The organism is Candidatus Melainabacteria bacterium RIFOXYA2_FULL_32_9 (assembly GCA_001784615.1).
Lineage (GTDB): Bacteria > Cyanobacteriota > Vampirovibrionia > Gastranaerophilales > UBA9579 > UBA9579.
The window spans coordinates 1-9,127 of sequence record MFRQ01000080.1; the positions used below are offsets into that span (position 1 = coordinate 1).

Annotated in this window: 6 protein-coding genes, 1 tRNA gene and 1 pseudogene; 5 read left to right on the plus strand and 3 right to left on the minus strand. The window is 33.6% G+C overall.

Annotated elements, in window-relative coordinates; genetic code table 11:
- Positions 1–11: 11 nt before the first annotated feature.
- Together A2255_03425 and A2255_03430 are read right to left on the minus strand one after the other, a co-directional pair.
- Positions 12–624, minus strand: a pseudogene (locus A2255_03425) (transposase).
- A 47-nt stretch (positions 625–671) separates the two neighbouring features.
- Complete coding sequence (locus A2255_03430) at positions 672–1,097, minus strand: transposase (GenBank protein ID OGI20593.1); 426 nt, start codon at positions 1,095–1,097, stop codon at positions 672–674.
- 169 nt (positions 1,098–1,266) lie between these two features.
- Here A2255_03430 and A2255_03435 point away from each other — a divergent pair, with 169 nt between their 5' ends.
- From A2255_03435 to A2255_03445, 3 genes are all read left to right on the plus strand, one after another.
- The gene (locus tag A2255_03435; protein ID OGI20594.1) at positions 1,267–2,511 is read left to right on the plus strand and encodes a glycosyl transferase family 1; all 1,245 of its coding nucleotides are present in this window, start codon (positions 1,267–1,269) and stop codon (positions 2,509–2,511) included.
- A 182-nt stretch (positions 2,512–2,693) separates the two neighbouring features.
- Positions 2,694–2,766, plus strand: a tRNA-Phe gene (locus A2255_03440).
- A gap of 249 nt (positions 2,767–3,015) precedes the next feature.
- Positions 3,016–3,744 carry a hypothetical protein gene (locus A2255_03445; protein OGI20595.1) on the plus strand — a complete coding sequence of 243 codons (729 nt, stop codon included), beginning with the start codon at positions 3,016–3,018 and terminating at the stop codon, positions 3,742–3,744.
- Between the two features lie 125 nt (positions 3,745–3,869).
- On the opposite strand, the gene A2255_03450 is transcribed toward A2255_03445, so the two are convergent.
- Positions 3,870–6,428: a hypothetical protein gene (locus A2255_03450; protein ID OGI20596.1), complete on the minus strand. Its 2,559-nt coding sequence runs from the start codon at positions 6,426–6,428 to the stop codon at positions 3,870–3,872.
- Positions 6,429–6,654: 226 nt separating this feature from the next.
- Here A2255_03450 and A2255_03455 point away from each other — a divergent pair, with 226 nt between their 5' ends.
- On the plus strand, positions 6,655–7,176 hold the full coding sequence (locus tag A2255_03455; protein ID OGI20598.1) for a DNA recombination-mediator protein A: 522 nt from the start codon (positions 6,655–6,657) through the stop codon (positions 7,174–7,176).
- A 207-nt stretch (positions 7,177–7,383) separates the two neighbouring features.
- Positions 7,384–8,937 (plus strand): bifunctional phosphoribosylaminoimidazolecarboxamide formyltransferase/IMP cyclohydrolase, encoded by a 1,554-nt coding sequence (locus tag A2255_03460; protein ID OGI20597.1) that lies wholly within the window; start codon positions 7,384–7,386, stop codon positions 8,935–8,937.
- Positions 8,938–9,127 lie beyond the last annotated feature (190 nt).

A 9,127-nucleotide genomic window follows, 5' to 3' on the forward strand; every position in this document is an offset into this window, starting at 1 on the left:
TGTCCCAGAAATTATGATGGGTAAAGACGCTTTAATTTAATTCTTGCATCTTTAGTTCTAAACCTCCAATTTACGCCTATTTCATCGTTATTACGATCTTTTGTCCAAGTTTGTATTTCTTTTTGTAATTTTTCGAAATTTGGGATTCTTGTATTAATGCATTATTTTGATATAACTGAAAGCTCTATTTCAGCAATATTAAGCCAGCTTCCATGTACTGGAATGAATTTCAAATCTTTTGATGATTCGTCGAGCTTCTTCTGGAGGATAAAATTCATAAAGGATAGAGAGTTTATGCGTGTTTAAATTATCCATTACAAGCTTTATTGTTTTAGATTCAGGATAATATTTATCAGATAAATCCTTTAATAGCACTGCAAAATCTTTTTTCGTTCTTCTCTCAGTTACTTTACAATCACGATAACCATTAAAAGGCTCTGCAATCATAAAAATATTACAAGTACCATTTCTTTGATACTCGTAATCTTCCTTTTTAGACTTTCCTGCTTTCATTTTTACAGGTTCAATCTTATTGTCTAAAAGTTGATATGGCTTTTCATCAACACATATAACTGGCTTCTCAGGATCATATTCTGATTCATAAAGATCAAGAACATCTTCCATTCTACATACGAACTCTGCATCGGCCTTTGGTATACACCATTGTTTCTTTAGCCACGGCTTGATCTTATTTTTTTTAACGTACGTTGTACTGTTGATTTGGAAATATCAAGTTCTACAATTCTATCTGCTAAAAGTCTTACTGTCCATTCTGATCTACCTTCTGGAGCATTTGAACATGCTGTTGCTATGATTAATGCTTCTCCTCGTCCATCGATCTTTTTTGGTGCTCCTGATCTTGGTTTTTCTTCTAATGATCTTTCCAACCCTTCTAATACGAATCTTTTTCTAATTCTTTCAACTGTACCGCTTGACACCCTAACTATTTCCATTATCTCTTTATCTTTTTTGCCTTCGTCTGCAAGCAAAAGAATATTTGCTCTCTTGATTTTTCTTGCGGAATCTTTTCCTTTGTTTGTTAATTTAACTAAAAGCTTTCTCTGCTCTTCACTTAGCTTTATTTCATGTTTTTTCATCACTAATTCCCTCGCCTTGTTTTTTTTAAGACGAATTTTCTTTATTATTGTTCTTTAAAATTTTTGGGACATTCCACTAGCACTGGAATTATTTATCAAAAAATAAATTTTATTCATATAACAATTTGGATTGTTATAAAATAAATGGTGATAGAAAAAGGAATATTTTATGCGAATATTATTTCTTCACCGTAATTTCCCAGCTCAATTCAAACATTTAATAAATTATTTTACCCAGAATCCTGATAATCAAGTGGTTTTTATAACCGGCAGAAAAGAGGATAGCCTTCCTGGTGTAACAAAACTGGCTTATAATCTATCAAGAAAAGTACCCGATAATGCACATCGTTATTTAAGGTTTTTTGAAGAATCAATACTTCACGGTCAAGCAAGTGCACAAGCAGCATTATCTTTAAAAAATCAAGGTTTTATACCAGATATTATAATTGGCCATTCCTGGGGAAATACTTTATTTATAAAAGATGTTTTTCCGGATACCCCTGTTTTATGTTATCTTGAATGGTTTTATCGTGCATATGGATCAGATGTAGATTTTGAAAAGCAGGGACCTTTACCCGTAAACCTTGAGGCCTTATTAAGAGTAAAAAATTCACACATACTCATAGATTTATATAGCTGTGATCATGGAATTTCTCCAACAAAATGGCAACACAGCCAATTTCCTCCTGAATACCATGATAAGATTAGCATTATTCACGATGGAATAAATACAGACCATCTAAAACCTGACCCTGAAGCTAAACTGGTTATACCTCATTTAAACCTGGATTTATCAGAAGTGAAAGAGATTATCACATATGTATCAAGAGGACTAGAGCCCTATCGTGGTTTTCATAAATTTATGGAAGCGGTTCCTCATATACTAGAGCGCAGACCCAACGCTCACATTGTAATTGTCGGTGAAGACCGTGTATATTATGGAAGTTCTCTACCTAATAACAAAACATACAAGCAGGAAATGCTAGAAAAAATATCCTTTGACACTTCCAGGGTTCATTTTACAGGGCGTATTTCATATGATATATATTTAAAAGTATTACAAGCATCTTCAGCCCATATTTACCTGACATACCCGTTTGTATTATCCTGGTCAATGCTCGAAGCTATGTCAGCAGGATGTTTAGTGATCGGATCCAATACTCCTCCTGTCACAGAAGTAATCAAAGATGGAGAAAATGGATTATTAGTGGACTTTTTCTCCCCACAGGAAATTGCAGAACGAATTGATGAAGTTCTCAATCATCCTGACCAGATGAAAGAAATCAGAATTAAAGCCAGAGAAACAATTCTGGAACAGTATGACCTAAAAAAACTGTTACCAAAACAAATTGAATTAATCAATGATCTGACAGAAAATTCCAAACTTAGTATGAAAAATAAATCATACACATAATAAGCTTGCTTATTGATTCTTGTTACATACGTATGCTATATTTAATTGCGTATCAATTGATCCGTAATAATAACATGCTAAATATCAAATTATTATTACATCTAAAGTTGTTACTTGACGAATCAGATTGAGGCTAGTATGATTAATCTGTCAGTTAGACAATAAACTAAATAAAATATTATGCCGAGATAGCTCAGTTGGTAGAGCAAGGGACTGAAAATCCCTGTGTCCACAGTTCAATTCTGTGTCTCGGCATTTTTTATTTGTTCAATCTTGATCTATGTTTCGGATTCTTTAATCAATTGTGTTTTTAAGTCAATTTTTGGGCTTGATGGTAAAAAAGTGGTAATCGTGCAGGGAAGTAGCGGAAATTAGATGGACTTTTGAGATATACTGTGTTTAGGCGGTTAGATAAGTTCTAAGGAAAAAATAAAAGTGTCCACAGGTAGAGATCGAAATAAACCTTGCCCTTGTGGAAGTGGTAAGAAATTTAAGAAATGCTGTATGAATAAAAAAGTAAGATCACACATTTACACTTATGACATGGGTGAAGTCGTTACAGTTAACATGCAAAATGCCAAAATACTTCCTAATGGAAAATTGCAATTTATAGATAATGATAAGCTTATAACTCCCAAAACAGTGAGCATATCTAGAGTTTATGAAAGAAAAAATAAAGATCCTAAAGTAATATTTGAAGTACCTCTTGATCCAAAAACTCAAGATAGTGATATATATCGCTGGTTTAAAAGCTATGATTACATATTTGCTATTGATACAAGTACAGATATGACAGGGCAGAATCTCTCTGTATGTTTTCATGCTGAACTACAAAGTGAACCTGTAGATGAACCTGGTCTGGCAAGATATACTCCTATATTTTATGGTCCAACAGTCTTTAAAACCCCATCTGGTATCCATCCTGAAAAAGAGGCATTGGCAAGCCTGATAAGAGAATTAATAAAAAGGCTAAATTATAAACCAGATATGAGAGTAGCAATTATCACAGATCACGATCTTGCTAATATTCCTAAATATAATTCAAGAGAATTGCCATTAATTGAAGGTAAAGAAGATACATTTTTACCTAAAGGTTTTGAGTTAGTATATGCAACTGATAAGCCTGCAAATGAAAGTATACCGAATAATTTAATCCATCATCTAGATAAATTGGCCAAAAAACATCTTAAATCATTATTAAATGAATATAATAATTTAACTTCCGTAAAATAGAAATCTTGCAAGATGGCTCTTTGAGAGGCTTCTATGTTTATCCATACATTAAGCTATATGGTTACTTTGAGCTTTTGACGGCCTTGTTTCACACTCCTCAAAATGAAGAGGGGAATTCTTTAGAATTAGAACTTCTTTAGCCTTCCAAAATTCGCATCAACAGCTTTTTTGCCTGCTTTTCCAAAGTCTATTGAATACATTGTATTCGAACCAACTTGTACAACCTGATCAATAGTGCCTATTCCAAATTTTTCATGAAAAACTCTATCACCTTCAACAAAAATAACAACTTCGGATTTTTCTTCTTTTACCTCTACAGTTTTTTTGGCTTCTTTAATCTCTTTAGGCTTTTCAGGTTTAATTACAGTAAAACTACTTTCGACTTTTTTAGGCTGGATAGATTCTTTGCTAATAGATGGGGTAATTTCTTTAATTGCAGATAAAGATTTATTAGGTTCAGCTTTAGGACTAGCAATAGAAGAAGGTTCCTGTTTTTTAGCTTTAGGAAGGCTAAAGTCTTTACCAAAACTTGAATTACTTATAGGTTCATCACGATCAACTTTTGGAACCTTAAAATTCTTGCCAAAACTAGTATTACTTATTGGAGCATCATAATCATCTTTATGGTTTCTGGAGCCATTAAAGGATCTAGTGTTTCCATATCCTACAGATCTTGGTTGAACTGAATCATAATTTGGTTTTTTCGCAACATTAGGATTATAATTAGTTATTAAGAGATTTTGAGGGATTTCTCTAAGGAATCTACTGGGAGTATAGTATTTATACTCACCGTAAATAAGGCGTCTCTTAGCATAAGTAATATATAATAAAACTTCAGCTCTTGTAACACCTACATACATAAGACGTCTTTCTTCTTCCATCTCTGTAGCATTATTTAGAGATCTTGAATGAGGAAAAATACCCTCTTCCAGACCTGCTAGGAATATTATAGGGAACTCCAATCCTTTAGCTGCGTGTAATGTCATAAGTGTTACGGTTTCAGAATTATCCTGCATTGTATCTATATCGCTGACAAGAGCTAATTGAGTCAAAAATTCTCCAAGTTCACTGCCTGAGTCGATGTCCTCATATTCTCTTGCTGCGCTTATAAATTCCTGAATGTTCTCTATTCTATTATTGGCTTCTTCTGTTCCTTCAGCCTTTAGTTCATCAAGATAGCCGATATCGTCAATTAACTGAGCAATAAATTCACTCAAAGGCATTCTTTCAAGATTCTCTTTTGCCTTATTGACTAATTTAACAAAGTCTTTTAGAGCCGTTACCGTTCTAACAGTGAAATCAGAATATTCTTCGATTTTCTGAATTACTGAGAATAAAGAAATATGCTCTTGATTAGCAATTTCCTCAAGCTTTTTAATTGTAGTAGGCCCGATTGATCTTCTTGGCACGTTAATAATTCTCTTTAAACTTTGAGAATCGTCTGAATTATAAATGAGTTTCAAGTAAGCGACTAAGTCTTTAATCTCTCTTCTGTCATAGAACTTAACTCCACCTACCATTGTGTAGGGAATACTTCTTGCCATAAAGGCTTCTTCTATCGCACGACTTTGAGCATTGGTTCTATATAAGACAGCACAATTATTAAAAGTATATTTTCCTGCTGTTTGAGCAGCAATCTTATTTGCTATATAGTGTGCTTCTTCCATCTCGTCCTGAGCTTCGAAGCATAAAATCTTGTCGCCTTTACCTCTGGTAGAATAAAGGTTTTTATCAAGTCTTTCTCTGTTATTTACAATAATATGATTTGCAACTTCCAGGATATTTTCAGTAGAGCGGTAATTCTCCTCAAGTTTAATAAGGTGTGCATCCCGAAAATCTGACTGAAAGTTGAGAAGAATTGTATAATCAGCGCCTCTCCAACTATAAATAGACTGATCAATGTCGCCAACTACGCATAAACTTCTATTATTTAAAGTTGTATCCAGCTTACCACCGGTATAAAGCAATTTAATCAGCTCGTATTGTGATAAATTTGTATCTTGAAACTCGTCAACAAGTATATGTTTAAATCTTGAGTGATATTTTTGTAAGACATCATCGGATTTTGCCAATAAATTTGTAGCAAATAAGAGTAAGTCATCAAAATCAAGGGCATTATTTGTGGAAAGCAGGCCTTCATAATTATGAAAAACCCTTGAAATTTTGTCTGCTCTATAATCCCTAGCATTGGTCGCAAATTTAAATGCGTCTTTCATCTGGTTTTTAGCCATACTAATAGTAGACTGTATGGCTTTTGGCTGATACATTTTTTCGTCTAAGTTTTCCAGTTTCAAAGATTGCTTAACTAAACTTAAACTATCATCCTGGTCAAATATTACAAAATTGCAATACCATTTTCTGCCATCATCAGTCTTGTATTTCTCGATATCTTGCCTCAAAATTCTGCCACAAATATTGTGAAAAGTTCCAACCCAAATATCCTTGACTATTTCTTCACCAAGGAGTCTGGTTAGACGCTGTTTCATTTCTTTTGCTGCTTTATTGGTAAATGTAACGGCAAGAATTTCTGAGGGTTTTGCCCCATTATAAACAAGATGTGCTATCCTATGTGTTAGAACTCTTGTCTTTCCACTCCCTGCCCCAGCTAAAACAAGCAATGTTCCAAATAATTTTGTTACAGCTTCTTGTTGTGCAGAATTTAAACCTACTAGAATTTTGTTCATCTTTTTGGTACTACTTTAAGTGACTTAGTTACGTTTTCATCTTTATTAATTTTATCAACAACAAATCGATTATTTCATTTAGTTTTAAAGATTTTGTTTAATGATATCATTAAGTATTATAATATAATAGAAACTAAGAAATTAATTTTAACTAAAGTTATTGTAAGTAAGAAAAGTATTAGATAGGGAATCACTGATGGCAGAAGATAAAGAACAACGTACAATAATGGTTCCATTAGATGATCTGGATGATGATGACGCACCAGAAACTTCAGATCAACTTGCCCATGAATTAGCTACAATTCAACAGGCTGCAAAGCGTATTGCTATTATTGGAAGTAGAAATTTACCAATTACGCATCAACAGATTATTGAAACACTAACTTTTGCTCTTGCAGCTCAGGGTAATACAATCATTACCAGTGGTGGATCTAGTGGTACTAACGCTGCGGCTATCAGAGGAACAATGAAATCTAATCCTGAAAAGCTTAAAGTTATCCTTCCTCAAACTATAGGACAGCAACCATCTGATGTTCAAGATCAACTTATTGGTGTACCAAATATTGTAGAGCATCCTGACAGAGCTATGATGACCTTAGCAGATGCCAGCAGGATTTGTAACAGAGAAATTATTGATGATTGTCAACAATTGGTCTGTTTCCTGTCTCATACCAGCGGTACGCTTCATAAAGCTGTAGCATATGCTGAGGAAACTCACAAAGTAGTAACAGTATTCTACTTAGATTAGTTCTAATAATATTATAATACTTATATTTAAGGATGCACAGATTGTGCATCCTTTTCGTCTGACAGATTATTAAATAATTTTCTATCTTGAGTTTATAAAAAATTAACTTAATATTTCAATAGACTTGGTATATAAAAAAGTGCATTTAGCATATAAATAAAGTAAGAGTTTTCTTTGTTGATAGATTTTGTATGAGGATGGTTGATCATGGGGAAAAAAAGAGCACTGATAAGCGTCTACGACAAAAGGGGAATTGTGGATTTTGCACGTGAGCTTGTTCAAAAACACGACTATGAAATAATCTCAACGGGTGGAACTTATGAAACCTTAAAAGAAAATGGAATTGAGTCAATAGAAATTGCTGATGTGACAGGTTTTCCTGAATTATTAGGCGGTAAGGTTAAAACGTTACATCCAAGGGTATTTGCAGGCATTTTAGCTTCAAGAACTCATCAGGATGAAATTAATGAGATTAAAGAAAAAGATATTCAGCCTGTTGATATGGTAGTGGTTAATCTCTATCCATTTGAAGAAGCCTCAAAAGACTTTTATATGGAAATACAAAGCCTTATACAATTCATAGATATTGGAGGAGTATCCCTTCTAAGAGCTGCGGCTAAGAATTTTTTCTATGTAACACCTGTATATTCTCCTGATTTGTATGATAAAGTTCTTAAGGAATTGGAAGAAAATATTGGAAATACAACATATGAGCTTAGAAAAGAACTTGCTATAAACACTTTTCAATATACTTCTACTTATGATGCAATTATTTCAGAACAGTTTTATGTAAGAACTGCTGCTATTTCCATGGATCAAATGCCGGAAATCTTTAATCTTGCACTTAAGAAAAAGCAGGAACTTAGATATGGCGAAAATCCACACCAAAAAGCAGCTCTTTACAAATCACACTTAAATGTTGATTTTGAATTATTACACGGAAAAGAGTTATCTTATAACAATTTGGTCGACTTAACATCTGCATTAAATATTGTAAGTGAATTTATTGATGTCCCTGCGGCATGTATCATCAAGCATAATAATCCCTGCGGAGTAGCATTGGGTGAAAATATCACTAATGCTTATGTAAAAGCATTTAATTGTGATCCCATAAGTGCCTTTGGCGGTATTATCGGTCTTAATGAACCCGTCACCAAGGAAATAGCAGAATATGCCAAAGATATCTTTCTTGAAGTTATAGTTGCTCCTGATTTTACTGAGGAAGCGCTTGAAATATTAACAGCTAAGAAAAATTTAAGATTGGTAAAAGTTCCAATGAGTATGCTGGAATACAGATATACTCAAAAATTCGATATCAAAAACTTGCCTTTTGGCACTTTAATCCAAACTACAGATAATGTTGAATTGACAAAAGATAATTTTAACGTGGTTACGTCTCACAAACCAACTCCTGAACAGGTTGAGGATATGGTTTTTGCCTGGAAAGTTGTAAAGCATGTGGGTTCAAATGCCATCGTGGTTGCAAAAGATAAACGTATTCTTGGAATAGGAATGGGACAAACGAGTCGTATTGCTTCAATGGAAATAGCATTATCAAGAGCTTGCAATGAAACTAAAGATGCTGTAATAGCAAGTGATGGCTTCTTCCCGGCAGTTGATAACATTCATGCGGCAGCTCAGGCAAGAATTGGTGCAATTATACAGCCTGGTGGCAGTATAAAAGATAAAGATGTTATTGATGAAGCTGAAAAATACAATATTGCAATGATTTGTACAGGAATAAGACATTTTAAACATTAATATATCTGAAATAAGGGGAGGATTGTTTTTGAGGAAACTGAGCAAAACTATTTTGCACAGCAACTAGAAAGCAATCCTTGTTTTATAAAATTAGGTGCTTGCCCAGAATAAGGACAGCGTAAAAAATACTTATGGATTTTGATGAGCGAAGCGGGAGCTTACAATTTCGAAAACGACGAGTTTTTGAAAT

Coding starts and splice junctions, on each gene's coding strand:
- A2255_03430 (OGI20593.1), bottom strand. CDS start 1,097: ATGAAAAAACATGAAATAAAGCTAAGTGAAGAGCAGAGAAAGCTTTTA.
- A2255_03450 (OGI20596.1), bottom strand. CDS start 6,428: ATGAACAAAATTCTAGTAGGTTTAAATTCTGCACAACAAGAAGCTGTA.
- A2255_03455 (OGI20598.1), top strand. CDS start 6,655: ATGGTTCCATTAGATGATCTGGATGATGATGACGCACCAGAAACTTCA.
- A2255_03460 (OGI20597.1), top strand. CDS start 7,384: ATGGGGAAAAAAAGAGCACTGATAAGCGTCTACGACAAAAGGGGAATT.
- A2255_03445 (OGI20595.1), top strand. CDS start 3,016: ATGAATAAAAAAGTAAGATCACACATTTACACTTATGACATGGGTGAA.
- A2255_03435 (OGI20594.1), top strand. CDS start 1,267: ATGCGAATATTATTTCTTCACCGTAATTTCCCAGCTCAATTCAAACAT.